Raw genomic sequence first — 26,211 nt, forward strand, 5'->3', positions numbered from 1 at the left:
GCAGACCGGCAAGCCCACTGCCGACCTTCATTCCTCCCGGTAGCGCCACTCCTCCCACAGGATGCGCCGCCACTCGCGCTGTTCATGTTCGAGGCGCACAGCTCGCCGACGCTGCACCGTCGCGCCGCCAGCTGCCGCACCGGCTAGGACAGCAACGATGCTGAACGCAACCCACACTCCGAACAGCGAGTCGAGAAGCAGCGCCCCGCCGCCCACAAGCAGGAGGCCGATAGCGATCCCCGCAGGTTCGCTTGCCCGCTGCGGCATCATCCGTTGTGAGGGTGCGGCCTTTGGTACACATTGGCTGACGAACTGCGGCGTATGGGGTCTAACATGGCCTTATTCCTCCGGGTTGGAATCAACTGTGCGGGGACGTAACGGAAGCGATCGCGTCCATCAGATGCTGTAGGTCTTCCAGACTGTCGAGAACAACATCAGCCCCTGCCTCCTTGAGGTCCTGTGTGGAGGTCTTGCCCGAGGGCACGCCAAGGACCGGGGCGCCGCCTTCGAGTCCGGTACGGACATCTTCGAGGGAGTCACCGATGATCACGGTGTTGGCTCGGGTAAAGGAGATGTCGTGCTTGGCCTGAGCGCGCTTCTGGGCGATGGCGACGAGTGAGGGCCGATGGTCGTTGTCGGAGGCGTATCCGCCGATCTCTGTATCTACGAATCGGCTGAGGCCAAAGGCGTCGAGCTTCAGCAGAGCGTTGGGGCGGAGATTCCCCGTGACGACGGTCGGAACCAGGCCGGGGTGGTCGTGGACGGCGCTCAGGGCGGCAGCCGCGCCGGGCATGAGGACGCCTTCGCGTCGGAGAGCCTGCGAGTGGCCGGCGAGGCGCTTCGGGAGCAACTTGACCATCAGCGATAGGAGTTCCGGGATTTTCGATTCCGGCACGCCGTTGTCCAGGAGTAGTCCTCGGATTGCGAGTGGCATCGTCACCCCTGTTCCGCGTGGCGGTAGGCGTTCCACCGGTCGGCCGACGACTTCGGCGAAGATCTCGCGGTACACCTGCCGGTCGATGTCACCGACGTACAGCAACGTGCGATCAATGTCCCAGAGCACAAGGACTGGCAGGGAATCCGGCATATTTATCCCGTCGTTCGACCGCATCAGCGCATTCGGCATTGCGTGATCAGGCTGCGGCCCATTGGGCCCGGTCGTCGTCTCTTCTGAGCGTCTCAAGGCGGTAGGTCAGCTGCTCGGCGGCGGCGGTGTCACCTCGGTCCGCTCGCCGAATGTAGGAGCCGAGGGTGTGCAGGTCACGGATCCTGCACAGGACTGACAGGCCAGTCCACTGCCGGATGTCGAAGCCGTACTGGAGGCTGAAGTCGTCCAGTTCCCCGTCGGTGCGTCCGAATCGGACCCCTTGGAACGTGTTGGCCAAGTCGATCTCGCGTGGACCTCGTGCTGCCTCGTCCCAGTCGCCGAGGCGAGCCCCAGGGCCGTCCCACAGGGTGTTGCCCGGGTAGGCGTCGCCGTGAAGCAGTCCCTTACCCAGCGGGAAGTCGAGCTGTTCGTAGGCGGCGAGGAGCTCGTGTCCCCGCGCCATCAGCCAGTCTCTGTGGTCTTCACGCAGGCCGGTGCTTTCCGTCAATGTCTTCTGGAGGGAAGCAAGCGGCTGGTACTCGGGCAGTTCGAGGGGTGGGGGCGGCAGGTCATGCAGCCTTCGGAGCAGTCCGCCCAGGGGGCCTGCCGGCGGTGGGCTGCGGTCTGGCTGCGGGTAGTGGGTCCAGAAGGTCACGACGTGCTGGCCACAGGGGACGGGCTGAGGCACGTCGACGGGTTCCGTCGCTGGATAGCTATGTGATGCCAGCCAGCGGGTCAGGGTCACTGCTGTGTTGAGTTGATGTATCTGGGAGGCGGAGCTGACGCGGACGACGATGCCCTCCGTGGGCAGGAGGAACACGGAGGTGGCGTGCTGGTGGAGGTGGGTCAAGGGCTGGTCCGGAAGACCGGTTAGCCGACAGGCTTGGCGGGCTGCGGTCTCCTCGGAGGCCGGTTTCGTCATGGCAGTTAGGCTTTCGTTGTCGGGTCGATCGCCTGGTAGTCGCGGGTGGCGTCTGCGAGCTCACGCGCCAGGCGGCTTCCTGCGAGGCGGGGCTGTTTCAGGAGGTCGCCGACGCCCTTCATGGCGCTGTCGATCTGTTGGATGCGCAGGTTGGGGGGCATCTGGAGAATCTGTTGGAGTTGCTCGCCGGCCCCCTCTACTTCTCCGACTGCGAGGCGTGCAGTGGTGATGTCCAGGCGCGCAAGAGCTTCGTCGCCGTAGGAGCGGTCTTCCTTGGCTCCGCCCTCGTAGAGCGCGATGGCAGCCGTTGCATGCTCCTCTGCTTGCGCATGCTCACCGAGGAGAGCGTACGTCCCGCCGATGTAGTACTCCTGCTTGGCCAGGGGGAAGGTGAGCAGTCCGCCGAACTGGCCGAGGCCACCTGGCCCGGACTGCTGGTCTCTGGCCCTCTGAAGATCTGTGAGTGCAGCCAAGGCCCTCTCTCTGTCGCCGATGCGTGCTGCGCCTCGGGCCTCGATGGCGGCTATCCGGATGCGGGACTCGCCGGCGGGGGCGTATCCCAGGGCTTGTTGGGTGTAGTTCAAGGCAGCCTGCTTGCGAGGGGACCACTCTGCGATCAGTGCTGCGGTGCCCTTCGCCCAGGCGCGCAGTCCGCTGTGGTCGGCCTTCTGGGCGCAGGTCCAAGCGGTTCGGATCTGCGCCATCGCGGATCGCTCGTCGCCGAGGTTCTGTGAGGCGTGGGCCAGCAGCAAGCAACTGGTTCCCGCGAGCAGGAAGAGGTCGCGGGTCTGACCAGGGTCCTGGCGCCCGTCGAGGAGGCTGAAGGCCCCGTTCCTGGCGGCGAGGAGGTCGCTGAACAGCGGTTGTAGGGGTGCGTGGACATAGTCCGTGGCGATTCTGGCAAGTTCGTAAGCCAAATCTTCAATGTCGTCGCCGGTGACGTTGCTCGGTCCGACGCGCTCAGCGAACTGGAGTGACTGTGCGGCTGCTTGGGATGCCAGTGCGCGTAGTTCGGTGGGGTTCAGCGTGCCTTCGGCTGTGGCGGCTGCGGTCGTGGGCGGCGTCAGAAGTGTCGGGGTGGCCAATTGGGAGGGCTGGCGTCCCGTTGCGGTACGGAGCTCCGCCGGCACTCCAAGGCCGTCGAGAAACCGGGTGACTCTTTCGATGCTGGTTAGTCTTCGGTTTCCGGACTCGAGCATGGACAGAAAGCCCTGACTCGTTCCTGCGAGCCCGGCCATGTCCACTTGACGTAGCCCTGAGTGCTTTCGGATCAGCTTGCACGCCCGCCCGTAATCTCGTTCTTCCAAGGCGATTTGGACAGGCACGTCCAGCCATACCCATGACGGTACTCGCGGCGAGTCCTGCACTGAGGGCGCCCTGCGAGAGCAGGGTCCGCACAGATCATCACGGTTGTACTGGCTCAGTCGGCATCTGCAGCCGCGGCATGTGCGAACTCGATCTGACATCGCTATTCCCAGGTCCCATCGCCCGCCAGCTTACGAGCGGCTTCACGGCAAGAGAATTACTCCCGTGATATGGCCGCCATCAGAGGTCAGTGCATGCAGCACCAGCCCCGTCGATTGGTCCGTGACCTGGGTAGTCCCTCATGTGCAGGTTGCCGCTTGGCCACGGAAATGCTCAGGGCTAGAGGGTTCAACACAGCTCTCGACAAGGGAAATCGCCTCAGCGATATCACTCCTGGAATGTGCGCAAACGCATTGCACCGACCAGTGTTGTCCTTCATCAGCCTCGGCCGAGTCCTCTTGCGGTCGTGGGATCAGCGAAGGTACGTCGAAACGCACGGGAGATCGGGGTGCTTGCTCCTCATCGGCAGTGTGAGACCACGCTCATCCAGCAGCACGATCAGCCCCGACATGCCTTCCCCCACACGGTTCGGCAGCAGCGAGCGTCGGGGGCTCTCATCTGCCCTCTCTTACCGGAGTCAACGTTGTCGTCCGCTCTGCAGACTGAGCTGCCTTGGAAGGTGCAACTGGTGGAGCAGCCAACTCCTCCGCCTTTGCTTGGTTCGCCCATCGATGTGGTCCAGACCGGCATGCGTGTCGGCCTGCGGGCCCTGGAAGAAGTCCGCGGGCAGGCCCGCGCCGTGGGGCCTGTTCTCGTCTGCGTGTCACACCTGCTCATGCATATTCCGGTGGAGCCGGGCACCGTCGATCGCTGGCATGCGCCGCAAACGCTCTGCCGGCCAGGCACGTTGTCCTGCGCCGCCATCGACCTTGGGCCAACTCGCTCCGCATGCTTTCGCATCTGGCTGATCCCTCAAGAAGCCGTGCGCCCCTATACGGACAGCACCGAACTCCTGCACCGCATCACGCTGGCTCGCTCGCGGCCCGACGGCGGCTGGGGGGTACCCCGTGGCCGTTAGCATCTCCGCCGTCGTGCTGCTGGCCATCGCCGTCTTCCTGCTCATCCGGAAGGGCGGGCTCAAAGCCGGGCATGCGGTCGTCTCCATCCTTCTGGGCTTCTACCTGGCCAGTTCCTCGATCGCGCCGACGATCTCCGAGGCCACGACGAGCGTGGCCCGAATGATCGGCGGGATCAACTTCTAGACCGGCCGCCGGGCGCGGGACGTGCACGGATCCACCCCCGCTCCGTCCGCCCTGCCCCCGGCGGCCTTCCACCCCTCTCCCCGTCTACTGAGGACCTTTTTGATGACGCAGATACCGGAGGCGTTTCCCGAAGTCTTGGCCGCGGGTGCAGCCTCCGCTGCTCTTGTCGCTGCCCGGCTTCTCTTCCGTGCCCGCCGCCTGGTGACGAGTCTGCGGACCGAGCGGGATGACTCCGTCCAGAACCAGGAGCACTTGAATGCTCGGCGGCAGGCTCTGGAGGAGGAGACGCAGCATCTGGTCACCGTCCGGCTTCCGGCCCTGGCCACCCATCTCGCGCACCGGCACGTCCCTGTTCCCGGCCTCCTTCACCCCGCATTCGCCGGGTCCGAGATCGATCAGCTGCATCGTGGAGCCCTGGATCATCTGGCGAAGGCCGTGGCCGCCGAGCGGCAGCGTGTGGATGAGGCTGCGCAGGCTGTGATGCGTGGTGCAACGACTGTCATCCAGGCTCAGAGCTACCAGCTGCAGTCCAAGATCGACCAGATGCAGCATCGCTACGAGGCCCCGGAAATCGCGGGTGATCTCCTGGAACTGGATCACCTCAACGAGCAGAACCTGCGCCGTATTCAGGCGACTGGGGTGTTGTGCGGGGCGTGGCCGGGGCTGACGCGCGCCGACTCTCACCTTGGCGATGTCGTCGTCGGCGCGCAGTCCCGCATCCGCGGCTATCACCGCGTCAAGGTCACGAGCAAACTGGACGTGCCTGTCGGCGTGGTGGCACGGGCAGTCGAACCTGTCGCCATCGCCGTCGCCGAGCTACTGGCGAACGCCGTGCACCACACGCACGGCACCCTGGCCATCGACGTGAGCCTCCACCAGGTGGAGGCGGGGGCCTGCATCGTCATCGACGACGCTGGCGTGGGGATGCACGCGGATGAAGTGGAGTTCGCTGCTCGTCTGTTGTCGGGGCAGCGGACGATTCTGCTGACCGAACTCGGCGATCCGCCGCGGTCAGGATTCGCCGCCATCGGCCGCCTGGTGCGGCAGTACGGCTTCGGCGTATCGATCGACAAGCCCGCACCGTACGGCGGAGTCCGCGCCGTCGTCTTCATCCCGGGACACCTGCTGACAGTCCTGGATGACCAGGCCCATCCCATGTCGGTGATGGCCCCGATGCACCGCCAGGCCACACCGCCGCCCCTCGCGGCCGCTTCCGTCCCGGCTCCCCACCCGGCGGTCGAGGTGGACCCCGGCGAGCTGCCGCGCCGACGCCGACGCCAGCCCCAGCCCGCCAGTGCAGAGGCTGCTGGTGCGCGGGCGGAGCAGGTCCACAGCCCGGAGGAGACCGCGGCAGCCTGGAGCGCCTTCCAGAAGGGCACTGAGTCGGGCCGCGCCGTTGCCCGCACCGACCACCATGAAGGGACCTCTCGATGACTGTTTTTCACCGTGCCGCGGGCAAGGACGTGTCCTGGGCACTGGATCCGCTCCTGGTCCTGCCAGGTGTGAAGCACGCCGTGGTGCTCACCTCGGACGGCATCGTGCGGGGCGCCTCCCCGAACCTCAGCACCGAGGCCGGCGAGGGCGCCGCAGCCATGATGTCCGCGCTCCAGGGTGCCGCCCGCACGCTGGCCATCCTCTTCTCCGGCAACGAGGCAACCCGGCTCCAGCAGATCGTTGTCGACGCCGATTCCGGATACGTCTTCGCCACCCCGGCGGCCTCGAACACCGTCATGGCCGTGTACGCGACGCGGGACGTCGACATGGGGGTCGTCGCGCATCTCATGCAGATCCAGGTCAAGACCTTGGGGGACAAGGTCATGCCCTCCGACGCCCGGGACACCGGCACTCCGGCATGACTGTCCGGCGCGACAGCAGGCGGATGGTGCCGCCCTACCTGGCGACCACGGGCCGTGCCCAGCCGACTCGCAACACCCTGGACGGGCTCACCCTTCTCAGCACGGCCGTTGGGCGTATGCCGGAGGGGCTGGAGCCGGCGCAGCACCGGCTGGCTGAGCTTGTCCACGGCGGGCCGCTGTCGCTGGCCGAGGCCGCGGCGTACTTGGGCCTGCCGGTGAGCGTGGTCCGTGTCCTGGTGGCCGAACTCGTCGATGCCGGGCATCTGAGTGCCCGCGCTCCTATCACCGTGGCACAACAGCCTGATCGTGAGCTCTTGGAGAGGGTAGTCAGTGGACTCCGCGCCATCCGATAACGCCATGTACCTGGCCAGCACCGACCAGACGCTGGTGAAGATCCTGGTCGCCGGAGCGTTCGGGGTCGGCAAGACCACCATGATCGACGCTCTGTCCGAGACCGTGCCGCTGCACACCGAAGAGACCATGACGCAGGCCGGTGCCCTCTTCGATGACCTGGCGGGCGTCGGGACCAAGGACACCACGACCGTCGCCATCGACTTCGGCCGGCGCACGCTGCCCGGCGACCTTGTCCTCTACCTGTTCGGCACACCGGGACAGCGACGCTTCAAACCGCTGTGGGAGGACATCTCCCGTGGGGCCCTCGGCGCTCTGGTCCTGGTCGACACACGGCGCCTGGGCGACTCCTTCGAAGTCATCGACATGATCGAGGAACGCGGGCTGCGCTACGCGATCGCGGTCAACGTCTTCCCCGACGCGCCTGCTCACCCGACGGAAGTACTGCGAGAGCACCTCGACCTCTCACCGCAGACCCCGCTGGTCACGTGCGACGCCCGCGATGCGACCTCGTCCATCGACGCGCTGATCGCGCTCGTCTCTCACCTGATCGCCCACTCCGCCCTGGACACCGCCTCATGACCCACTACATGCCGGATCCGGTTCCGCTGTACGGACCGGACTATGCCTCGGACCCGCACGCCGTCTACGCCAGGCTTCGCCAATACGGGCCAATCGCGCCCGTCGAGATCTCTCCCGGCGTGAGCGCCTACCTCGTCACCGACCACCGGGCCGCCCTCGACCTCCTCCAGGACCCCGACACCTGGGCTAAGGACCCCCGTCTCTGGCAGGCAACTCTCCCTGAGGACAGCCCGGTCCTGCCCATGATGAAGTGGCGCCCCAACGCGCTGTTCAACGACGGCGACGCCCACGCCCGCTACCGGTCCGTCATCACCGACAGCTTCTCCCTCATCGAACCCCACCACCTGCGCCAGCAGGTCGCCCACGCCGCCGACCTGCTCATCCGCGAGTTCGCCGCGACCGGCGAGACAGATCTCGTCACCCAGTACGCGCGCCCGCTGCCCTTGGTGCTGTTCAACGCCTTGTTCGGGATGCCCGACCACTACAGCCCGCGCCTCGTCGCTGCACTAGCCGGCATATTCGAATCGACCGGCTCCGAGAAAGCCAACAACGCCGACGCGGACTTCGAGCACTACGTGATGGAACTGGTCTCCCTCAAACAGGGGCAGCGCGGCCACGACTTGACCTCATGGTTCATGGATCACCCCGCCGGGCTCAGTCTGGAAGAAGTCATCCACCAGGTCGTGCTCACGATGGCTGCCGGGCATGAGCCGACCACGAACCTGATCTCCAACTCGCTGTCCCGGATGCTGTCCAACCCGGACTACTACAGCACCCTGTCCGGCGGAGCCCTCACCGCCCGGGACGCCATCAACGACGTGCTGCGTAACGAGCCACCCATGGCGAACTACTCGGCGCACTTCCCGCGCCGCAACGTACGCTTCCACGGCACCTGGATCCACGCCAACCAACTGGTCCTTGTCTCCTACCACGCAGCGAACACCACCCCCGACGGACTCCCCGCGGACTCGGTCCGGACGGACGGCGGCGCGAACCTCGCTTGGGCCGCCGGCCCGCACGCCTGCCCGGTCAAGCATCCCGCCCTGCTGATCGCGACGGCCGCAATCGAACGGCTCACCAGCCATCTGTGCGACCTCGAGCTCACCGTGCGCCGCGATCAGCTGAGCTGGCGGCCCGGCCCGTTCCACCGCGCACTCGCCCACCTTCCCGCCCGCTTCACCCCGATCACTCCCGACCAGGCAGGAGTCACCCCGTGGACCAGCAGCAGCCCTTCGCCCTCGACCCCGCCGGCAGCAACATCTACGCCGAAGCCGAACAACTCCGCGCCGTCGGCCCCGCAGCCCGCGTAACCCTGCCCGGCGACATACCCGCCTGGTACATCACCAGCCACGTACTTCTCAAAGCACTCTTGACCGACGACCGAGTGTCCAAAGACCCCAACCAGCACTGGCCCGCCTGGATCAACGGCGAACACCACGGCAGCTGGATCAGCAACTGGGTCGGCGTCACCAACATGTTCACCGCCTACGGCACCGACCACCGCCGACTGCGCAAGCTCATCGCACCCGCCTTCACCGCGCGCCGCACCGACGCGATGACACCCCGCGTCGAGCGCATCACGCACACGCTTCTGGACGCCATGGCCGACCTCCCCCACGGCGACAGCGTGGACCTGCTGGCCGCGTACGCGCATCCGCTGCCGATGCAGGTCATCTGCGACCTCTACGGCCTGCCCGACGAGTCCCGCCCCGGCATGGCCCGCCTCATCAATCGCATCTTCGACACCACCATCACCCCCGAGAAGGCAGTTGCCACCCGCCTCGCAGTCCACGCCGCCCTCACCGAGCTGGTGGCCCTCAAGCGCAAGGAGCCCGGCGACGACATGACCAGCATCCTGGTCGCCAGCCACGACGACGACGGCTCGCAACTGAGCGAGGAGGAACTTCTCGACACTCTGCTCCTGATCATCGCCGCCGGCCACGAAACCACCGTGAACCTCATCGGGAACGCCGTCCACGCCCTGCTCACCCATCCCGAGCAGCTCCACCTCGTACGCACTGGCGGCGCCACATGGAGTGACGTCATCGAGGAGACGCTCCGCTGGGCGCCGAGCGTTCCCAACCTCCCCCTGCGCTACGCCGTCGACGACATCCACATTTCCGGCGGGCCCACGATCCGCAAGGGAGACGCCATCCTCGCCACGTACGGAGCTGCCGGCCGCGACCCGGAACAGCATGGCCCTGCCGCCGACCAATTCGACATCACCCGACCGGCACCCGAACACCTCGCGTTCGGCCACGGCGTCCACCGCTGCCTCGGCGCACCCCTCGCTCGCCTCGAAGCCAGCACTGCCCTCCCGGCGCTCTTCGACCGCTTTCCCGACCTGGCCCTCGCCACGCCAGCCAGCGGCCTGCAGCCCGTCCAATCCTTCATCGCCGACGGCCTGCTCAACCTGCCCGTCCGTTTTCGGACGGCAGCCTGACGTGCCTGTCCGTCCCGTACGCCCGAAGAGAAGGGATGCCTGAAGTCGGTGCCTGCACAACCCCGCGTGACGCCCCTACGGCTCACCCCTGCCCAGCTCCGAGTTCTCTCCAAGATCGCCCTGGGTAAGAACACTGATCAGACTGCCAGTGAGCTGCTCATCACTTCCGGCACCGTCAGCGTGCAGCTGACCAGCATCAGTCGGAAGCTCGGCGTGAGCGGACGCGCCGCCCTCGTCCCGCCGCCTACCTCACTGAGCAGATTCCTCGGCCTGAGCGGGATACCTTCGACGGCGAGTTCACCGACATCGAGCTTCAGACATGGCGGCTCATCGCCTCCGGGGCATCCGTTCAGCAGGTGGCCGACGTGGGCCGGCTCTCTCGGCGTACCGCTCGTGAGCAGATCAAGATCCTTCGGCGACGAGTGGACGCTGCCAACGACCCCCACCTGGTGACGCTGGGCTGGCGCTACGGGGTAGTCGACCAATCGCTCGTCGACATGGCATCGGGAGTGCTCATCGCAGCTCCAGTGAGTGGATGACCTGCCAGCGGTAGGACCGCCCGTCACGACGCAGTTCGACTAGCCGAACCTTCTGCACGGGCGCGTCCACCGCATCCAACTCCCGGAGAGGCTGTACGGCATCGCGCACGATGTCGGCGGGCATCGAGCGGTTGCAGTAGGCGATACCCAGGTGCGGGCGAAGAACTGATGTCGGCTTGCGCGGCGGCAAGCCGGAGGCGGCACCGGCTTCGGCGAGCGCCGTGTGCAACTCAATGACGGGTGTCCAGGGCGCAATGCTGTAGCGGATCGCGCCACGGGATGCCGTGAGCGGCACCGCCCGGAGGGTGAACTTCTCAGGGCTGCGTTCCTCCGCTTCGGCGACCAGGCGGTCCATCTGCCCGGAGTCGATCTCGTCGACACGGCCGATGCGTCCCAGCGTCAAGTGAAGGCCATCCGCGTCGATGTCGTCGAAGCCGAGGTGGCGGAGCTCTTTCTGGCACTGGCCTGCGTGGTCGATAAGCGGGGCCGCGTCGGGGAAGGTGAGCATCCAGTAGTAGGCGCGGGTCGCGGCCGTCCAGCCGGGCCGGTCCCAGTGGTCTTTCATCTCCTCGACGGCGTCAAAGGCAGCCCAGTCATGCGCCGCGATCACCGACGCGTCAGTGGTGCTGGGTGGAGGGGTGGGAGGAAATGCGCCCGGGTCGGTTGCGAGCTGCATCCGCTGCCCCTCTCGTCTGCTCCGTCGGGCGTGTCATTTTGGCAGACTTCGCCAGGTCCCTCGTGTGCGGGGCGGACTGCCAGGAACGCAGGGCGTCGCCGTACTCCCGGACGGCCGGCAGGTCCTGCCATCTTCCGGCTCCGGCGTGGAGCTCACCGGCGCGTTGGACCACAGAGCGGATGGGCGGGCCACCACCGGCTTCGAGGACCTGACGGCCGAGAACCATGGCGTGCTCGACGTCCGGGCGCGGGCCGGCCAGGAGAGCGGTGGCGACGTCCAGGCGGACCAGGGCCTGGCTCCAGGCGGAGTCGGACTGCTCGACGAGTTCGTCGATCTGATCGGCGTATGCGAGAACCTGTGGCGCGTTGGCGAGCGCGACATGGACGGTCGCCGCATTCGCCAGCGTGCGGGCCATGCTGTACGGCTCGAAGGAGATACACGAGGTCAGCCCGGCAGGGACCAGAAGGTGACTGCTCAGTTCCTCCGCGGCTGCGATCGCGCGTTCCGCGCCGGGGCAGTCGCCGAGCTTGCCCAAGGCCCGCGCGCGCCCGTTGGCCTGGAGCCTGATGGCTTGCGGGTGGTTGGGGTCGATCCCGAGGCCCGTGTCCGCCCACTGGACGGCCTGGTCATAGTCGCCTGCGTAGTAGGCATTGAGTGATCGCGTGCCGTGGATCCACATGATCATCTCAAGGTCTGCGATCTCCTTCGCCAGTTCCTCTGCTTCCCTGCAGTACGCCTCCGCCACGGCTTCACGGCCGGCATTGACGGCCATGTAGCCGAGCAGCCCTGAGGCTTGAGCTGCCAGCCGGAACAGAGCTTCGCGCTGGCGAGGTGGCTGCCGACCCTCAAGCCGGTCCTGGATGAACGTTCGTAGATCGACGGCTTCGGGAGCGAGGCGGTGCGGCCCTTCGGCCTCATAACGGTCGACGAGGTCCCTCACGCCTTGCTCCAGGACCGCAACGGTCGCGGGATCGATGTTGGACGACGTGGTCGCGTTCAGCCTCTTCGCGATGTCGAGCGGGCTTTCCCACGCGGGAGTGGGGATCAGCGCGGGCTGCGGGCCGGAAGCCCGGAGTTGATTCTGGGCAGCGGATCCCGGGACGGGGAGTGGTGCCGCATGCGGGGGGACACCCAGTCGCTCAAGGACGGGGATGATCTTGTCAATGTTGAGCAGTCGTCGTGTCCCGGATTCGAGCGTTGACAGGAACGACTGACTCAGGCCGGTAATCACCGACATGTCTTCCTGGCGGAGTGACGCATCCTGGCGGATCAGACGGAACGCTGCGCCGAAGTCCCAGTCAGCCAGAGCCGCGGCAATGGCCGGGTTCTGCCACACGTGATCCGGCAAGCTCAGCGACGCTGCCGGCTCGTAGCCCGCAGCTCGGGAACACGCGGCGCATCGCGCGTCGGTGTTGTACCGGCTCAGGGGGTTGCCGCACCGGGTGCACCGACGATCGTCCTCGTGTGCCACTGCCGCCTCCCACCAGGGCCGAGATCCTGGTCTGGGATCTTCATCGGGCGCAATCACCTCAGTGATATCACCAGGCGAATGTGCCAACGCGGGCTTTCCGTCACATCCTTGACTCCCCGCCAACGAGAACGCGCAACCCTCGGACCACTCGCAACGTGAGGGCGACCGCCTCTTCAAGAGATCGCCCAGGACCGCATTGTCAGTGGCGGCTGGCAAGCTGCCCACCCACAGAACAGCACCCTGTGCGATCGAGCGATCACGCATGGTGTCACGCTTTCGTTTCGTGAACGGGAGGATGCACCACAGTGACCGACATGTCCGAGACGGTCCACCGCTTGATGGCGTCGGTGACCAGCAGCTTCCGCATCGTCGCCGACCATTCATCGGCCGGCGAAGGACGGCAGCCGAGGAAGTCGTCGGTTACCTGTACTCCACGTCATTCGCAGCCCCGCACCTGTTCATGGAGCACCGAGACGGCTTCGAGTCTGCGGTGAAGGCCGTATTGGCGGAGTCCGCCACAGGCGGCGTGCTCACTGAGGACAACGCGTTCACCGCGCTCACGGCTCGCCGCCCGTCCTCCCGAGAGGGGCGGTGAGCGGGATGGACGACATGGACTGGAACGAGGAGCTGGTGGCCGATGTCCTGGCCGACCAGTACGGGATCACCGTCGAGACGGTCGAGACGGTGCCAATGGGAACCGACACCATCAACCGGCGGGTTCTGACTGCCAAGGGCGGGCGGTTGTTCGTGAAGGAGTACGCGTCGACTGCTGACTTGGATGCGGCCAGGTCAGCGTGGGACATGTCGGAGTTCTGCCGTGCGGCTGATCTTCCAGTGCCGCGTGTCTGGCCCGACCGCGACGGCAATCTGATTGCCCTGGCCGAAGGGAGCGCCTGGGCCGTGGTCGACGAGGCTCCTGGCCGGGTGGCCGCCACGGCGATGAGCGTTGCGCGCGCGGAGCACATCGGCATGGTGCTGGGGCGCATGCATCGGGTCCTCGCCGCGTATCCCCTGCCGAGACGCGTGCAGCCGTCCCGATGGCGAACCGGGCCCGTCCAGGACGCCGTGACCAAGTGCAGCAGGGTGCTGTCCTCGGCCAGGCGGCAAGGGCATGGCGATCTGGCGCAGTTGCGTGACCAGCTGGATCAGCGCCGCCAGGACCTGTGGACCCATGTCGACAGGCTCCGAGCCGGGCTGCCGGAGGATCCGGTGGAGCAGGCGCTGCACGCGGACTTCACCCGACCCAACATGCTCGTGCTCACCGATGTCGTCACGGGAGTCATCGACTTTCGCGGTGCCAAGGCTTTCCCGGCTTGGGAGTTGGGGCGCGCGGCACTCGACCCTCGCACGATCGCCACCAGTATCCAGTGGCCTGCCTGCGCGACAGCGATGGTGTCCGCCTACCGCTCGGAGAACCCGAGCCTTCCCCTGACCGACGTCCTGGCGTGCGCGCGGATCGCACTGCTCTACATGCTGTGCAGTTTCTACGGCGCGACCACCGCCGAGCATGACCTGCCGCACGAGGCCGAGGAGGACCTGAAGCGGCACTGGCAGGAGCAACAGATCAGCATCCGCCGCCTCCTCGACAACCTGGACGACCTCGAGGACGCGCTGAAGACCTCAGCCGCCCGGCCCGGGGACTGCCGATGACCGACACCGCTCTGCCCGGCCCCGGTCGGCTGGCCGACGATCCGGACTTCCAGGACACCCACTTCGTGGTTCTCGACTTCGAAGGCACTACTCCGAAGGGCACCCACCCTGAGCCGATCGAAGTCGCGGCCCTGGGGCTGAAGCACACCCCAGGCAGAGGGCCGGTACGCAGCGGATTCGCGTTCCAGTCGCTCATCAAGCCGCCCCCGCATGCGCCGATCCGGCCGTTCGACACCGCGCAGACGGGCATTACGCCTGCGGACGTCGCCGACGCCCCTACTGCGGTGCCAGTACTACGGGCGCTAGATGAGGCGCTGCCCGAGCGTCCCGTGCTCCTGGTCGCGCACCATGCGCCGGCCGAAGCCGACATCATCTACGCCTACCGGGAAGCGTGCCCACGACTGGCCCACACGCGGATCGTGGATACACGGCTGCTCGCCAAGCACGTCGTACCGGACCTGCCCGCGTACGACCTCGATGCGCTCCTCGCGCACCACGGGATCCCACAGCCACCAAACCGGCATCGGGCCATGGACGACGTCACGGTCACCGCCGCCCTCTTCCGCGCCCTGCTGACCGAAGCCGCCCGCCTTCACACGATCAGCAGCGTCGCCGAACTCCTCCGTGTGGCCAGCCGGACTCCGCGCGCCGCCCAGCCGACCCAGCTCGAACTGCCCTGACCCCACCACCTGCAACAGGAGCCACTATGGCGAAGCGAAAACCCCGTGCCGAAGCAACAGCGCCCGCGGAGCCCTCGGAGTCCGAGCAATTGCTGTTCGGCGGGCCGCTGCGCTACGACCTCGGCTGGAACAAGCACGAAGAGGCCTTCCTCCAGCTGAACTTACGGTCCATGCTCACGCGGCTGCCGCACCTGCTCGCCACCACCACGCAGATGGCGTGGCACGCGGACAAGGGAGCACTGCGCCTGGTGGCCCTCTCGGAGATCGGCCGGGGCGTCAGTCAGGCGGCCGGCCTCATCGCCGTGAACCGGGTCCTCGCCCACCTCCTCGGCACAGGCACCACGGCCGACCGGCTCACCGAGGCGGCCCCGGCCCTGGCCGTCGCCGGCGTCACCGCGCTTGTCGGGGCAGTGCTGCGGGCCCTGTCCACCGCTGGCACCGGGCAACTGGAGCCGAAGGTCGAGCGGGTGGCCACCGAGCGGTATCTGTCGCACACCGCGAACGTCGAGCTGGAGGCCGTCGAAGATGAGGAGTTCCACAAACTCCTCGACAGCGCCTCGTACGGGGCCAGCTCCGCCCGCCGCATGGTCAAGTACTGCCAGAACGTCATCAACGCACTGATGTCGCTGATCGCTGCGGCCGGAGTGCTTGCCGTGCTGCACCCGGTGCTGCTGCCGCTGCTCGTGGCGATGACGCTGCCCAGCGCGTGGGCGGCCTTGTCTGTGGCCCGGAGCCGGTACATGTCCTTCCACGTCTGGGTGCAGCACTCGCGAGCCGGACAGTTGATCAGCCGCCTGCTGATTTCCACCGAAGCGGCCCCCGAGATCCGCGTCCACAACGTCGGACCGTTCCTGCTCCACCACTTCCGGGCCATGTCCCAGTCCCAGGAAGCGGAACAGAAGAGACTCGCCCAACTCGCCGCCCGCACCGGTCTGATTGCAGCGGGCTGGACCGGGCTCGCCGCCGCTGCCGCGTACGCCACCCTCGGCGGGCTGCTGTGGACCGGGGCCATGGCCCTGTCAGTCGGCGGCACGGCCGTCCTCGCCATCCGCAGCGGATCCTCGAGCCTCGACAACCTGGTGCTTCAGGTCAACTACCTCCACGAGGAATCCCTGTTCGTCGGGGACCTCCACCGGCTGTGCGAGGAGGCCGCTGAGCGGGCCATCCCGGTCGGCGGGCTGCCGCTGCCCAAGGAATTGGGCGCGATCCGCTTCGAAGAAGTCGTCTTCACCTACCGGGGCAAGGACAACAAGCAGGCCCTCAACGGAGCCAGCCTCACCATCCCCACCGGGAAGATCGTCGCACTCGTGGGTGAGAACGGCAGCGGCAAATCCACCCTCATCAAGCTCCTGTGCGGGCTCTACCGTCCTGACTCGGGCCGCATCCTGTGGGACGACGTCGATGCCGCAGAAGCGGACCGGCAGGAGCTGGTCTCGCGCGTCGCGGTGGTGGGCCAGGACTTCTACCGCTGGCCCTTCACGGCGGCCGTCAACATCGGCATCGGACGCCCTGAGGCGCCAATGAGTCAGGACCTGCTGGAGCAGGCCGTCCAGTACGCGGGAGCGGAGGAGCTGATCGAGGAGCTGCCGCGCGGCTGGCAGACACTTCTGGCCCGCGGCTACAAGGGGGGTCACCAGCTCTCCGGAGGTCAGTGGCAGCGCCTGGGTCTTGGCCGGGCTCACTTCCGCAAGGGGGAACTCCTCATCGTCGACGAGCCGACCTCCGCGCTCGACGCCAAGGCGGAGCAGCAGCTCTTCGAACAGATCCGCGCGCTTGCTGACGCGGGACAGACGGTCATCCTGATCACGCACCGGCTCGGCTCGGTCCGTGCGGCCGACCTGATCCACGTTCTCGACCACGGACGTGTCGTGGAGTCCGGATCCTTCGACGAGTTGCTGTCCGACAGGACCCTGGGTCCGAAGGTCTTCCGCGACCTCTACCAGATTCAGGCAGCCCAGTACGCGCTCGATAGCCCTGCCCTGCCCTCCCAGAACGGGCTCGCGAAGGCGCAGGGATCGGCGAAGAGCGGGGCGCGATGACCAACACCGCGTCGGCCGACAGCCTGTGGAGGCATGCGGACTTCCGCAGGTACTGGGGCGGACAGGCCATCACCGTCACCGGGTTTGGCATCACCACCATCGGCACCTCGGTGATCGCGGTGGTGGAACTGCACGCCTCGACCATGCACGTCGCGTTGATCGCCTTCGCCGGGAAGCTGCCGCAGCTGCTGCTGTCCCTGCATGCAGGCGTGCTCGCTGACCGCTACCGCAAGCGGCCGATCATCATCGGCTGTGACGTGCTGTGCGCCGCCACGCTGGCCACCATTCCGCTCGCTCAATGGCTCGCCGAGATCACCCTGGGCCAGCTGTACGTGGTCACGTTCCTCATCTCCGCACTCCACGTCATCGGCAGCAACGCCTCCATCAGCTACCTCCCAACCCTCCTGAACGGAGAGCAACTCAAAGAAGGCCACTCGAAGTTAGGAGCCGCCAACTCGCTCGCAGACCTGGCCGGCAGCAACCTCGGCGGGCTCCTGGTCACTGCGCTGGGCGCCGCCCGGGCGATCGCGCTGGATTCGGTCACCTACCTGATCTCTGCTTGGTGCCTGCTCCGTATCCGCCACCGCGAACCCGCACCCGCACCCCGGCCCGCGGGCAGCAGCCAATGGACAGAGATCCGTGAGGGACTCGACTACACCCTCAAAGCACCGGTGGTGCGGCCGATCGTGCTGTCCAACGCCGCCACGTCGTTCGTACTCGCCGCGAGCTCCGCGATCTGGTCCCTGTATCTGATGCGCGAACTGTCGTGGAGCCCGACCGCGCTCGGCATCGCCATGGGCGCCGGCGGCGCCGGCGGGTTCCTCGGCGCGCTCGCATGGCGGCCGCTGGAGCGGCGGTGGGGAGCCGGGCCCGTCATGCTCACTGCCCTTGCCCTGAACCCCTCGCCCAGGTCCCACTCGTCCTCGCCGGGCCCGGGTTGGGCGGACAACTCGCCATCGGCACGGGCATGGTCATCCAAACCTGCGCCGCGGTGGCCCACGGGGGCCTGCAGCGAAGCGTCCGCCAGGAACACTGCCCCGATCATCTCCAGGGCCGGGCCCAGTCCACCGGAGCGTGGCTCGCCTTCGGACTGCGGCCCTTCGCCGCCCTCCTGGCCGGAGGAACGGGCACGCTGATCGGCCTGCGCCCCACTCTTACCGTGATCACCTGCGCCCTGATCGCACCGTTCCTCGTCCTCTGGTCCTCCCCAATCCGTACCCTCCGCGCAGTCCCCACGGCCCCCAGCCTCCCAGCCGATGCAGCGAGCCCCTCATGACGCCCACCCCACCGCGCCCCGGCCGCCTCGACGAAGGAAGCCTCACCGACGTGCCACAGCGCGCCGTCACGTACTGGGAGCCCTTGTGGCGGGATGGCCGCCATTACCGGCCGCTCATCTCCCAGGAGGAAGAGGTACTCGCCCGCTACCTCGGGCCCGGCCGGGGGCGTTCGGCGCTCGACATCGGCTGCGGCGCCGGCGAGCTCGCCCGGCACCTGCACGAGCGCCTCGACTACCGCGTCACCGCTATTGACTGCGCCCCGACAGCGATCGCGACCGCCTCAGCCACACCACCGAATGCTGGTGAAATCGCCTTCCAGCTCCTGGACTTCGCTACCGACGACCTCAGACAGCTCCATGAGCCTGCCTACTCGGTCATCACCTGCCGTCTGGTCTACCGGTGGGTCGAGGACAAGCCAGGCTTCCTGCACCGAGTGCGCTCCCTCCTGGCGCCCGGAGGGATCTTCTGGGTCGTTACGGAACTGGCCGGCTGCCTGGAAGGAGAGGCAAAGAACCGCGGCCTCACCACGGCCGAGGCGGAGCAACTCGCAGCGAACTGGTCACGCTGCCGCACAGTCAATCTCGACCAGCTGTGCTGCTATGCCCTGCGCCCCTGACCACCCCGCCGCCCGCCGGGCCCATCGAGGAAGGAAGCGCCTGTGACAGGACAACTGAAAGCCAGACAACCCGATCAAGCCTCCACCAACGCCGGCGCTTTGCATGCTGCCCAGCTGACAGCAGAGGGGGCAGCGGCGAACGCAGACCAGGTCAACCAAAAGGCGTGGGAGGCCGTGGGCCGCCACTACTTTGAGCGACAGAAGCCGTGCCCCATCCCTGACTCCTGGGACTGGGCCATGTACGGCACCGGCCCCGGTGTCGAGGTACTCGGCGACGTCGCCGGGCAGCGGGTCCTCGATCTCGGCTGCGGCTCTGGCCGGCACGCCGCCTATCTCGCGGACCGCCACGGCGCACTGGTCGAAGGCGTGGACTACTCGACCACCCAACTCCAGCGAGCACAACACCACTTCGGGCACCTGAACGGGGTGCACTTCCACCATGCCGATGCCGTCGACCATCTCAAGTTCGCCGCCCCGTACGACGTGATCTACTCCGTGCTCGGCCTCATGTATGTCGACCCGCACCAGTTGCTTCCGGCGCTCGCTGAGGCCACACGGCCAGGCGCGCGGCTGGTGGCCTCCGTACTCCACACCTCCGTCACCGGCGTTGGCCCGTGCACGACTGTGACGCCGCGGACCGAGAAGCTGACGCTCCCCGGCGCAGGCACGCTGCCTGTGCGGATGTGGGTCCTGGCACCCGAAACCTGGGAGCGCCTCCTCGCGGAGCACAACTTCACCGTTGAAGCGATTACGGAAATCGGCCCGGAGAGCAGTGAGAGTCCCGTCTCGTGCCGACTCATCCAGGCCCGCCGGACGCACTCGACAAGTCCAACGCCAACACCTGCCGCGTGACCAGCGCCCTACGCCGCACGTCACAGGGTCCGGTGCGAGCAGCGGCTGACCACGCCCAGCAGGCAGCCATCACCGAGTCATCCAGGAGCACCATCCATGTACGGAAGATTGATAGAGGGGGCGGAGTCCCTACCTCGCCTGTCGCACGCTTGCTCCCTGGTGTCGGTGGCCGACTCTGGTGCCAGCACTTGCAAACGGCACGGGCCGGTCGCGAACCTTGCCGTCAACTCCCGCTCACGCCTCACGTGCCATGGGGTGTTTCGCGCCACCGTGGAGACAAGGGCGTGGCGTTTGCAACTTCGAGTTGGCTAATATGCGCGGACTACAAGTGTCGGAAGTGACGTATGTGGGTGGGCTGTTGAGCAGAACAGCCTTCGACCTGACGTTCCGACAGACCACACGGGGGTGGGCATGAAGTTCGACATGGGCAGTACGACGCTGTCCGGACTGACGAACAGCACGGTGGGCTCCAGTGGCGATCTCGGCACGCTGATCCGGATGTTGATCGCTGCCGCGGAGCCGCTGGAGGGCAAGTTCAACGGGGCGGGGAAGGTCGCGTTCGACTCGTTCAAGAACCGTTCGGACGAGATCACCGCTGCGCTGAACGGATCGCTGCAGTCGATCCTGGGCGGCCAGTCCGGCATGGACAACGCCTTCGGTACCGGTGACCAGGAGACCGAGGACAACGCCACCCAGCACATGGCTTCTGCGAACTTCGACGCTGCCCGGTTCTCCGGGCGATAGGGGGATCTCTCATGGCAAGTGACGACCGGCGCAGCTACGACACGGGCGCATCCGTGGAGGTGCAGGGCGGGCTGCAGGGGATCGTCGGCCAGTTGGAGCAGGTGCTGGCAGACCGGGACAGGGCCGTGAAGGCCGCGATGACGGAGTTCACCGCCGACGGGGTTTCGGACGAGTACCACGGCAAGGAACTGCGCTGGAACGCGGCGGCCAACGAGGTGCGCAACATCATCAAGCTGGTGCGCACGACGCTGGAGCAGAACGACGCCACCGCGCAGGCCACCTTGGCCAGGGCCAAGGCCGCAGTGGACGCCATCGGCTGACCCGGTCAACTCGGCCGCTCACAACTAGGGGGATGACGTGACGGGTTGGGACATCCAGCCTGCCGGGGTGAAGGGCACGCTCGCGGTGACCTCGATCTCGGTGGACTCTCTGCCGGCGCAGGTGAAGGCCTTCGCCTCGGATCTGGAAAGCGCGTCCAAGGGGGCAGGCACACTGAGCCAGGAGGGTTCGGACGGAGACGGCACCCCGGGACTCGTCGGGGCCGCACTCATGCAGTTCGCGCTGGCCCGCAGGGAACAGCTGGTGTTCATGCAGCGGCGTGCGGCCAAGTCTCTGCAGGGCGCCACCCTGGCGGCGGCCGCGTACGAAGCCGGCAACCTCGAGATGGCACAGCGAGCCCAGAGCGAGGCGCTCAAGGCGCCCGACATTCCTGATCTCAAGATGCCCGGAGTCGACGGCAAGGGCGCGAAGTGATCAAGCCGGAGGACATACCCAGGTTCACCGGAAACCTGGAGGTGCTGGAGAAGGCCGTCGCGGCACTCGACGCCGACGGATCCGGGTTCACTTCCACGGGCTCGGACATTCACAACCGGTTCCAGTCACTGGCCTCGTACTACGAGGCCCCTGAGGCCGAGAAGCTGTTCGCCACCACCGCCGCGGTGCAGACGACCGGGGAGAACCTCGGCAGCGATGTGGAGAGCGTGGCCCGCGCGCTCGGTGAGTACGCGAACGAGATCAGGCCGTTGGTGGCCCGGCTTGAGCAGTTGCGGAGCGAGGCGATCGCCTTCGTCGCCGAGGCCAAGCGCGGCCACGTCCTGATCAACAACTGGCAACGTGACCAGGACAAGGTCGACAAGAACGAGGAGCTGGTCAACGGCGTCACGGCCACGACGACCGCGTTCTGGGAAGCCGAACGCACCGCCGCGAACAAGATCATGGCCTTGTTCAGCTGCATCAAGTACCGGGCCAACGACGGATCCAACAAACCGGACATGTACGGGTTTTCGGCCGATGCCTTGAAGGATGCGGAGCTTCCCTGGGGCTCGGTCGAGGAGCGCACGTTCCTGCCCGGCAATATCGACCGGCACATCAAGAGCTTCGTCTGGGACGGGCTGATCGTCGACAACATCTGGGGGACGATCCAGGGCCTGGGCGCGCTGGTGGGCATCGGCGCGGATGCCTCCGACACATGGGCAGCCCTGGGCCGCGTATTCATCGGAGCGGGCGATTTCCTGCAAGACCCCCTGAACGACCGTCCGGGGGGCCTGGGGGACACGCCGTTCGGTCAGCAGAGCAGGAATGACGCCAAGGAGTTCGCCAAGGGCCTGGTTGCCTGGGACATGTGGAGCGAAAACCCGGCCCGCGCCTCCGCCACGGTCGTCTTCAACGTCCTTACCCTCGGCGTGGGTCCGCTCAAGGCCGGAACGGCGGCCAAGGCCGGCCTCGGTGCCAAGGCAGCGGGCACGGCAGCCAAGATCGGTGAGCTGCTCGACCCTGTCTCGGCGACGGTCAAGGCGGCGGGAGCGGCCGCGCCGAAGATCGCGGAGATTACGGCTGGCCTCCGGAAGGCCGTCCCGGACCTCCCCGACCTCGGGGACGGGTCGGTCCGGCTCACGGACGGGTCCATCCTGCGGACGGTGGACGGGGAACTGGTCATCACGAAGCCGGACGGCAGCGTTGCGGAGAGGGCCGCCGCCGAACTGTCCGCCGCAGACCGCGCCGCCCTGGACGACGCCGCTCGCGCCCGTGAGCGGCCGCCGGCGAGCGTCGGGGCGGTCCATGCCCCTGGCGGCACCGCCCATGCAGGCGACGGGCTGCCCGCGCAGGCAAGTCGTGGTCCCTCCGACAGGGTCGACCATGATGCTCCGGTCGGGAGTGGACGCGGCGGCGCTGACGAAGCAGGCGGGCGCGGAGGACCGACTGTTCGAGGCGGTGCGCATTCGGGAGACGGTCAGGCACCAGCTGGCGGTGGCGGGTCTGGCGGCAACAGCTTGGCGGAAGGTGCCGACCGGGGCAGCTCGCACGGGTCAGCGGGCGAGCCTGATGCTTCGGAGAATGGAGCCGCGCAGTCCGGCAGCGATGACGGCGACTCTCCTGCCGCCGGTATTGATGAAGCTGACGAGGCAAACCAGGGTGCACCGCAGGGAGAACCTGACTGGTCTCGTCCGGCATTGCCTCCAGGTCAGGCGCAGTTGTCCCTGGCCGAAGTGCGGGCTCTCCGTGACAAGCGGACGCGGTGGTCCACCGCGGAGGTCTTCTTCCGTGAGATGTATGGGGGTGGGCCGGAGCGGCACTATCCCGTCCCCACGAGTCAGCATCCCCTTTACCCAGTGGAAGCCGCAGGGGGTCGAAAGGTAGACAGCCCTGTCGATTTGCCCGATGGCAGAACCCTTGCCATGGAAATCAAAACCTACCAGGAGTATCGGACAATCAAGCTGGAGGACGGAGGGAATCAGACCACCAAGGTAGAGGTTCCACTGAGTAAGCACATCAGGGAGCAGATTCATAAGGATCTCGCTTTACGCGAAATGGACCCCGGCTTCGATCCTCGCTGGATATTCACTCATGCACCGCCATCTCTCGAGCTCCGAAAGTACCTCATCCAGGCACGTATAATATTCGTGGAGTACGGCCCAACACCCAAGAAGACACCGTGATCCACGTGCCACCGAAAGGCGAGTAGACGTGCAGGGCAGCTCTCAGGAACCCCGATCCGAACTTCAGCATTGGAGTGAGGGCGGGCACAGTAATGCGCTTGCCATCGCGGACATGCTTGGAGTCCCGCGCGATGCGTACTCCAGCGATCCGCTGAATCTCATTGCGACGCTCCAAAATTACGTGTCCCGACTTCCCTTGACCGATTTCGAACAGTCCGACTGGGCAACGCTGCACAGTGATCTGACCTCATACCTAGCCGACGTCCTTGTTCATCGCCATGGCGCAACCTGGGTAGTCGCGGACGATGCGGCTGCGCCGCGGGGGTATCGGTATGTGATCGAAGCCACCGGGCTCGATCAGTCCCTCCATCGGGTCGATCCGGCCGATGTCGTGATGGTGGAGTTTCGCAATCTGCCGATCGAGGTCACTCGAATGATTGCCAATGCGGAACTTTCACTGGGCGTGACTCGCCCAATTGGCAACGCCTAACTTCAACTCGCCAGTGATGATTTCTGCCGCGCGAAGGGAACACTTAGCTCTGATTGACCCACGGGTTGAGTATTGGGCCATAGGCGTGCTTTAACGGTGGAGAACCTGGTGAACGGGTTGGTGGTGTCCGATTTGGTGGCCACGAGTCGAGTCCCTTCACCGACATTCTCTTGAATGCCGCTTCAATACAGAAGGAGCAACATGTCGTTGCCGCCCTATCCGTCGCCCGGTTCTCCCGGGACCGGGCAGCAGCCGTGGCAGTTCGCGTCCGCGACGGATCAGTACCCCGCTCACTTCGGCGCTGGGCTCCCTGTCTACCCCGTCAGCGGTCCCGAGCCGAGGCTGCCCGTTCTGGCGAGTGTGGGGACGCGGCTTGGGGCGCGGGTGCTCGACGTTGTCTTCTGGTTTGCCGGTTACTGGGTGCTCGCCCTACCGCTGACGATGTGGATCGACCTCTTGGGGCCGGAGGAGTCCGGATTGCCTCGGACGCTTCTGGTCGCCTGGATCACCGCGTCGCTCACGCTGTACTTCCCCTTCAGCATCGGGAAGTTCGGGATGACGCTCGGCAAGCGGATCTGCGGCATACGGATCACCCGGCGTGAGACAGGGGAACCGGTCGGATTCTGGCGTGCTGTCCTGCGGGAGCTGTTCTGGATCGTCTCGATCGTCATCCCGGTTCTCAACTTGTTGAACCCCTTGTGGTGCTGCTGGGACAAGCCGTTCCAGCAGTGTCTGCACGACAAGGTCGCAGACACCATGGCCGTGGAGCGGTAGGGCGGACAGGTCTGATGTCCCAGGACTACGACAGCCAGTTGCTGGAGTCGGTATCGGTTCGACGCCGGCGGATGTGTGACGCCCTGCTGTTCGGTGCCCAGCGGGGGCGGCGCTCGGCCAACGAGCGTTTGGGGAAAGTGTTCGCCGGGGTCGTGATCGCGGCGGTGTTGTGTGCCGGGTGTGTGGGGTGGTCGTTCATCTCGAACCGGCTGGCCGGGCAGGGGCAGGGGGCGGTGCCGGGCCCGGTGAGCAGTTCTGCTCGGTGATAAGTTCGATCGGATGGTGATCTTGGGGGCGGCAGCAGTGCAGCGTGCGGAGTTGAGCCGGGTCACTCTGGTGGGTGACCGGCGGCGCATAGATCTCGTGCTGCCTTCCGATGAACCAATAGGGCGGCTGCTGCCAGAGGTTATGCGGCTGCTAGGCGACCGGGTAGCGGCCCAGCCGATGCTGCGGCAGCTGGTCACCACCGACGGTTCGGTGATCCCTCAGGAGAGCACACTGGCGACGGCAGCCGTTCCTGACGGTGCGGTGCTGCGGCTGGTGCGAGTGGAGGATGTGCCGTCGGCCGCGGTGGTGCATGACGTCACCGATGAAGTGGCCGAGGATCTCGGCGTACGGGCATGGCGGTGGCAGCCCGCGGCGCGGAGGGTGACGGCGGGAGTCGTCACGGTGTGTCTGGCCGCAACGGCGGCGCTTCTGGCACGGGGCGAGTTTTCCGCGGCGAGTGTGGGTGCTGTCCTCCCCTTCATCGCAGTGGTGTTGGCGGGCTGCGGCGCTCTGGCCGGCCGGCTGGGCAATCGTGGGCTCGCCACCACCCTGGTCGCGAGCGGTGGTGCGCTGGCCGTGCTGGGCGCCTGGCTGCTGGCCGACGCACATGAATGGTCCGGTCCGCAGCGGCTGGCCGGTGTGGCCGGAGCCGTCGCGCTGACGTTGCTCCTCCTTGGCTGGTTCTCGCCGCTGGGGCGCGGAGGAATGCTCGGCGCGGGCTCGGTCGCTGCGATTGGCCTCAGCTGGGAGGTCGTATCCGCCTTGCAGAGCGGCGCGGAAACCGCGGCTCAACAAGCCAGGCTCGGCACGGTGCTGGCAGTGACGTCCGTGGTGGTGCTGGGGGTGCTGCCGCGTGTGGCCCTGATGGGCGCCGGGCTGACCCGGCTGGACGACACGCGCTCTGCAGGGGCTTCGGTGAGTCGGCATCAGGTCGCCACAGCGTTGGCGGCCGCCCATCGAGGGTTGGTGCTGACGACGATGATTGTTACGGTCTCCGCCGGGGCCGCCGGCTTGCTTGTGGTCAGCGAGCGGAACGCGTGGACCGTCGTCCTGGCGTCTGTCGTGACCGTGGTGCTGCTGTTGCGCGCGCGGGCGTTTCCGCTCGTGGCCGAGGTCGTGGTGCTCCTGGCCGTGGGGCTGGTTCTCGCGGTCCGCCTGACGATGCTGTGGCTGGGGCACTCTGCCGGGTACGGGGCGCTCGCCCTGGTGGCAGGGCTGGCAGCAGCCGGACTCGTTGTGCTGGCAGTGGAGCCTGCTGAGCATGTACGGGTGCGTCTGCGGCGGATCGGGGACGTGGCGGAGTCCGTCGGAGTCGTTCTCCTGTTCCCGCTGGCGATCGGCGTGTTCGGCGTGTACGGGCGTCTGCTCGACACGTTCCGGTAGGGGGTACGC

At 66.8% G+C, this 26,211-nt stretch carries 30 protein-coding genes; 23 read left to right on the top strand and 7 right to left on the bottom strand.

The genetic code is table 11. The features are described from left to right. Window positions 1-27: 27 nt before the first annotated feature. From ACI2LP_RS03490 to ACI2LP_RS03505, 4 genes are all read right to left on the bottom strand, one after another. Window positions 28-270, bottom strand: a complete 243-nt coding sequence (locus tag ACI2LP_RS03490; protein ID WP_404722860.1) for a hypothetical protein — start codon at window positions 268-270, stop codon at window positions 28-30. 88 nt (window positions 271-358) lie between these two features. Next, a complete protein-coding gene (locus ACI2LP_RS03495; RefSeq protein ID WP_404722861.1) occupies window positions 359-1,126 on the bottom strand; it encodes an HAD family hydrolase in 768 nt (255 codons plus the stop codon). Between the two features lie 7 nt (window positions 1,127-1,133). Then, the gene (locus ACI2LP_RS03500; protein ID WP_404722862.1) at window positions 1,134-2,009 is read right to left on the bottom strand and encodes a phosphotransferase; all 876 of its coding nucleotides are present in this window, start codon (window positions 2,007-2,009) and stop codon (window positions 1,134-1,136) included. A 5-nt stretch (window positions 2,010-2,014) separates the two neighbouring features. Continuing rightward, window positions 2,015-3,475, bottom strand: coding sequence for a helix-turn-helix domain-containing protein (locus ACI2LP_RS03505; RefSeq protein ID WP_404722863.1), 1,461 nt, complete (start codon window positions 3,473-3,475; stop codon window positions 2,015-2,017). Window positions 3,476-4,002: 527 nt separating this feature from the next. On the opposite strand from ACI2LP_RS03505, the gene ACI2LP_RS03510 reads away from it, so the two are divergent. After that, window positions 4,003-4,392 (top strand): hypothetical protein, encoded by a 390-nt coding sequence (locus ACI2LP_RS03510; RefSeq protein WP_404722864.1) that lies wholly within the window; start codon window positions 4,003-4,005, stop codon window positions 4,390-4,392. Continuing rightward, window positions 4,382-4,576, top strand: coding sequence for a hypothetical protein (locus tag ACI2LP_RS03515; protein ID WP_404722865.1), 195 nt, complete (start codon window positions 4,382-4,384; stop codon window positions 4,574-4,576). Before ACI2LP_RS03510 ends, ACI2LP_RS03515 begins: the two co-directional genes overlap by 11 nt. An 84-nt stretch (window positions 4,577-4,660) precedes the next feature. On the opposite strand, the gene ACI2LP_RS03520 is transcribed toward ACI2LP_RS03515, so the two are convergent. Beyond that, a complete protein-coding gene (locus ACI2LP_RS03520; protein ID WP_404722866.1) occupies window positions 4,661-5,128 on the bottom strand; it encodes a hypothetical protein in 468 nt (155 codons plus the stop codon). Between ACI2LP_RS03520 and ACI2LP_RS03525 the strand changes: the two genes are divergently transcribed. The 7 genes from ACI2LP_RS03525 (at window position 5,120) to ACI2LP_RS03555 (ending at window position 10,261) form a co-directional block, all read left to right on the top strand. Further along, on the top strand, window positions 5,120-6,010 hold the full coding sequence (locus ACI2LP_RS03525) for a hypothetical protein (RefSeq protein WP_404722867.1): 891 nt from the start codon (window positions 5,120-5,122) through the stop codon (window positions 6,008-6,010). The two genes, ACI2LP_RS03520 and ACI2LP_RS03525, sit on opposite strands and share 9 nt — an antisense overlap. After that, the gene (locus tag ACI2LP_RS03530; protein ID WP_404722868.1) at window positions 6,007-6,432 is read left to right on the top strand and encodes a roadblock/LC7 domain-containing protein; all 426 of its coding nucleotides are present in this window, start codon (window positions 6,007-6,009) and stop codon (window positions 6,430-6,432) included. Before ACI2LP_RS03525 ends, ACI2LP_RS03530 begins: the two co-directional genes overlap by 4 nt. Continuing rightward, on the top strand, window positions 6,429-6,785 hold the full coding sequence (locus ACI2LP_RS03535; RefSeq protein WP_404722869.1) for a DUF742 domain-containing protein: 357 nt from the start codon (window positions 6,429-6,431) through the stop codon (window positions 6,783-6,785). Before ACI2LP_RS03530 ends, ACI2LP_RS03535 begins: the two co-directional genes overlap by 4 nt. Window positions 6,786-6,789: 4 nt before the next feature. Beyond that, window positions 6,790-7,365: a GTP-binding protein gene (locus ACI2LP_RS03540; protein ID WP_404722870.1), complete on the top strand. Its 576-nt coding sequence runs from the start codon at window positions 6,790-6,792 to the stop codon at window positions 7,363-7,365. Continuing rightward, window positions 7,362-8,675, top strand: a complete 1,314-nt coding sequence (locus tag ACI2LP_RS03545; protein WP_404722871.1) for a cytochrome P450 — start codon at window positions 7,362-7,364, stop codon at window positions 8,673-8,675. The genes ACI2LP_RS03540 and ACI2LP_RS03545 overlap by 4 nt, the downstream gene beginning before the upstream one ends. After that, window positions 8,579-9,808: a cytochrome P450 gene (locus ACI2LP_RS03550; protein WP_404722872.1), complete on the top strand. Its 1,230-nt coding sequence runs from the start codon at window positions 8,579-8,581 to the stop codon at window positions 9,806-9,808. Before ACI2LP_RS03545 ends, ACI2LP_RS03550 begins: the two co-directional genes overlap by 97 nt. 66 nt (window positions 9,809-9,874) lie before the next feature. Then, window positions 9,875-10,261: a helix-turn-helix transcriptional regulator gene (locus ACI2LP_RS03555; protein ID WP_404723047.1), complete on the top strand. Its 387-nt coding sequence runs from the start codon at window positions 9,875-9,877 to the stop codon at window positions 10,259-10,261. 60 nt (window positions 10,262-10,321) lie between these two features. Here ACI2LP_RS03555 and ACI2LP_RS03560 read toward each other — a convergent pair whose 3' ends face one another. Together ACI2LP_RS03560 and ACI2LP_RS03565 are read right to left on the bottom strand one after the other, a co-directional pair. Next, window positions 10,322-11,023: a 2'-5' RNA ligase family protein gene (locus ACI2LP_RS03560; RefSeq protein ID WP_404722873.1), complete on the bottom strand. Its 702-nt coding sequence runs from the start codon at window positions 11,021-11,023 to the stop codon at window positions 10,322-10,324. Continuing rightward, on the bottom strand, window positions 10,965-12,494 hold the full coding sequence (locus ACI2LP_RS03565; RefSeq protein WP_404722874.1) for a hypothetical protein: 1,530 nt from the start codon (window positions 12,492-12,494) through the stop codon (window positions 10,965-10,967). Before ACI2LP_RS03565 ends, ACI2LP_RS03560 begins: the two co-directional genes overlap by 59 nt. A 600-nt stretch (window positions 12,495-13,094) precedes the next feature. Between ACI2LP_RS03565 and ACI2LP_RS03570 the strand changes: the two genes are divergently transcribed. From ACI2LP_RS03570 to eccD, 14 genes are all read left to right on the top strand, one after another. Further along, a complete protein-coding gene (locus ACI2LP_RS03570) occupies window positions 13,095-14,144 on the top strand; it encodes a phosphotransferase enzyme family protein (RefSeq protein WP_404722875.1) in 1,050 nt (349 codons plus the stop codon). Beyond that, window positions 14,141-14,824, top strand: coding sequence for a PolC-type DNA polymerase III (locus ACI2LP_RS03575; RefSeq protein ID WP_404722876.1), 684 nt, complete (start codon window positions 14,141-14,143; stop codon window positions 14,822-14,824). Before ACI2LP_RS03570 ends, ACI2LP_RS03575 begins: the two co-directional genes overlap by 4 nt. 26 nt (window positions 14,825-14,850) lie before the next feature. After that, window positions 14,851-16,863: an ABC transporter ATP-binding protein gene (locus tag ACI2LP_RS03580; protein WP_404722877.1), complete on the top strand. Its 2,013-nt coding sequence runs from the start codon at window positions 14,851-14,853 to the stop codon at window positions 16,861-16,863. Beyond that, on the top strand, window positions 16,860-17,999 hold the full coding sequence (locus ACI2LP_RS03585; protein ID WP_404722878.1) for an MFS transporter: 1,140 nt from the start codon (window positions 16,860-16,862) through the stop codon (window positions 17,997-17,999). The genes ACI2LP_RS03580 and ACI2LP_RS03585 overlap by 4 nt, the downstream gene beginning before the upstream one ends. Before the next feature lie 136 nt (window positions 18,000-18,135). After that, window positions 18,136-18,756 carry a class I SAM-dependent methyltransferase gene (locus ACI2LP_RS03590; RefSeq protein WP_404722879.1) on the top strand — a complete coding sequence of 207 codons (621 nt, stop codon included), beginning with the start codon at window positions 18,136-18,138 and terminating at the stop codon, window positions 18,754-18,756. Window positions 18,757-18,993: 237 nt separating this feature from the next. Continuing rightward, on the top strand, window positions 18,994-19,608 hold the full coding sequence (locus ACI2LP_RS03595; RefSeq protein ID WP_404722880.1) for a class I SAM-dependent methyltransferase: 615 nt from the start codon (window positions 18,994-18,996) through the stop codon (window positions 19,606-19,608). 411 nt (window positions 19,609-20,019) lie between these two features. Next, window positions 20,020-20,352: a hypothetical protein gene (locus tag ACI2LP_RS03600; protein WP_404722881.1), complete on the top strand. Its 333-nt coding sequence runs from the start codon at window positions 20,020-20,022 to the stop codon at window positions 20,350-20,352. A gap of 11 nt (window positions 20,353-20,363) precedes the next feature. Next, window positions 20,364-20,672: a pore-forming ESAT-6 family protein gene (locus ACI2LP_RS03605; protein WP_404722882.1), complete on the top strand. Its 309-nt coding sequence runs from the start codon at window positions 20,364-20,366 to the stop codon at window positions 20,670-20,672. Between the two features lie 37 nt (window positions 20,673-20,709). Beyond that, window positions 20,710-21,105 (top strand): DUF6507 family protein, encoded by a 396-nt coding sequence (locus tag ACI2LP_RS03610; RefSeq protein WP_404722883.1) that lies wholly within the window; start codon window positions 20,710-20,712, stop codon window positions 21,103-21,105. Next, entirely contained in the window at window positions 21,102-23,288 is a 2,187-nt protein-coding gene (locus ACI2LP_RS03615) for a hypothetical protein (protein WP_404722884.1), read from the top strand. Before ACI2LP_RS03610 ends, ACI2LP_RS03615 begins: the two co-directional genes overlap by 4 nt. Window positions 23,289-23,316: 28 nt before the next feature. After that, complete coding sequence (locus tag ACI2LP_RS03620) at window positions 23,317-23,778, top strand: hypothetical protein (RefSeq protein ID WP_404722885.1); 462 nt, start codon at window positions 23,317-23,319, stop codon at window positions 23,776-23,778. Between the two features lie 201 nt (window positions 23,779-23,979). Then, on the top strand, window positions 23,980-24,552 hold the full coding sequence (locus ACI2LP_RS03625; RefSeq protein WP_404722886.1) for an RDD family protein: 573 nt from the start codon (window positions 23,980-23,982) through the stop codon (window positions 24,550-24,552). Window positions 24,553-24,566: 14 nt separating this feature from the next. Further along, entirely contained in the window at window positions 24,567-24,818 is a 252-nt protein-coding gene (locus ACI2LP_RS03630) for a hypothetical protein (protein ID WP_404722887.1), read from the top strand. Between the two features lie 13 nt (window positions 24,819-24,831). Beyond that, window positions 24,832-26,202, top strand: coding sequence for a type VII secretion integral membrane protein EccD (gene eccD, locus ACI2LP_RS03635; protein WP_404722888.1), 1,371 nt, complete (start codon window positions 24,832-24,834; stop codon window positions 26,200-26,202). The last annotated feature ends 9 nt before the right edge of the window (window positions 26,203-26,211 follow it).

The organism is Streptomyces sp. NPDC019890 (assembly GCF_044903445.1).
GTDB lineage: Bacteria > Actinomycetota > Actinomycetes > Streptomycetales > Streptomycetaceae > Streptomyces.